Source organism: Mesorhizobium sp. M7A.F.Ca.CA.004.04.2.1, assembly GCF_004022825.1.
Classification (GTDB): Bacteria; Pseudomonadota; Alphaproteobacteria; order Rhizobiales; family Rhizobiaceae; genus Mesorhizobium.
The window spans coordinates 1-1246 of record NZ_RZPH01001358.1 but is presented as its reverse complement, the minus strand read 5'-3'; the positions used below and the strand labels follow the sequence as shown (position 1 = coordinate 1246).

Genomic DNA, 1246 nt, shown 5'->3' with positions numbered 1-1246 from the left:
GGGTAAAGGCAGCCATGGCAAGCGGCGATCGCCCGCAGCCTGTAAGGTGCTGCGACAAAAATTTGTTTCGGATGAGCGCGGAGAAATATCATGGCGGGTAGCGTCAACAAGGTCATTCTGGTCGGCAATCTCGGCGCGGATCCCGAAATCCGTCGCCTGAATTCGGGTGAGCCGGTCGTCAACATCCGCATCGCCACATCGGAAAGCTGGCGCGACAAGAATTCCGGCGAACGCAAGGAAAAAACCGAGTGGCACAACGTCGTCATCTTCAATGAGGGCATCGCCAAGGTGGCGGAGCAGTATCTGAAGAAGGGCATGAAGGTTTATGTCGAGGGCCAGTTACAGACGCGCAAATGGCAGGACCAGACCGGTGCCGACAAGTACACGACGGAAGTCGTGCTGCAGAAATTCCGCGGGGAGCTGCAGATGCTCGACGCACGCGGACAGGGCGAGGGCGGTCAGGTCGGCGGCTATACCGGTGGCGGCAGCAGCCGTGGTTCCGATTTCGGCCAGTCCAGCCCGAGCGAAGGCTTCAATCGCGGTGGCGGCGGTGCCAAGAGCGGCGGCGGCGGTGGTTCGTCGCGCGAATTGGATGACGAAATCCCGTTCTGATCGCAACAGTTATGTCGGACACAGTGCCCCGAGAGTCGTTCATGGACTTTCGGGGTTTTGCATCGTGATTGAGGCTGACCGGGCCGATCAACGAAATACGGTGAGAGGACGAGTTGGGTGAAAGCGCGGGTAAAGTGGGTCGAGGAGCGCACCTTCGTCGGGGAATCCGGCAGCGGTCACAAGGTCGTGCTCGGAACAGCGCACGGACCGGAAGGCAGGACGCCGGGTCCAAGCCCGATGGAGCTGGTGCTGATCGGCACCGGTGGCTGTTCGGCCTATGATGTCGTGCATATCCTCGAAAAGGGCCGCGAGGCGGTCGAGGACTGCGTGGTCGAGCTTGATGCCGAGCGGGCCGAAACCGAGCCAAGAGTGTTCACCCGCATCCACATGCATTTCGTCGTCAAGGGCAGGGCACTCTCCAGCGTCAAGGTGAAACGCGCGATCGACCTTTCGATCGAAAAATATTGCTCGGCCTCCGCGATGCTGGCCAAGACCGCCACGATTACCCACGATTTCGAGGTCATCGACACGACGGCGAAATAGGCAGTAGGCAGTAGGCAGTAGGCAGTAGGCAGTAGGCAGTAGGCAGTAGGCAGTAGGCAGTAGGCAGTAGGCAGTAGGCAGTAGCTGTCTC

Annotated in this window: 2 protein-coding genes; both read left to right on the top strand. The window is 60.0% G+C overall.

What is annotated here, in order from left to right; genetic code table 11:
• Window positions 1-90 precede the first annotated feature (90 nt).
• Window positions 91-612, top strand: a complete 522-nt coding sequence (locus tag EN893_RS34540; RefSeq protein ID WP_127270744.1) for a single-stranded DNA-binding protein — start codon at window positions 91-93, stop codon at window positions 610-612.
• Between the two features lie 117 nt (window positions 613-729).
• Complete coding sequence (locus EN893_RS34535; protein WP_127270746.1) at window positions 730-1155, top strand: OsmC family protein; 426 nt, start codon at window positions 730-732, stop codon at window positions 1153-1155.
• Window positions 1156-1246 lie beyond the last annotated feature (91 nt).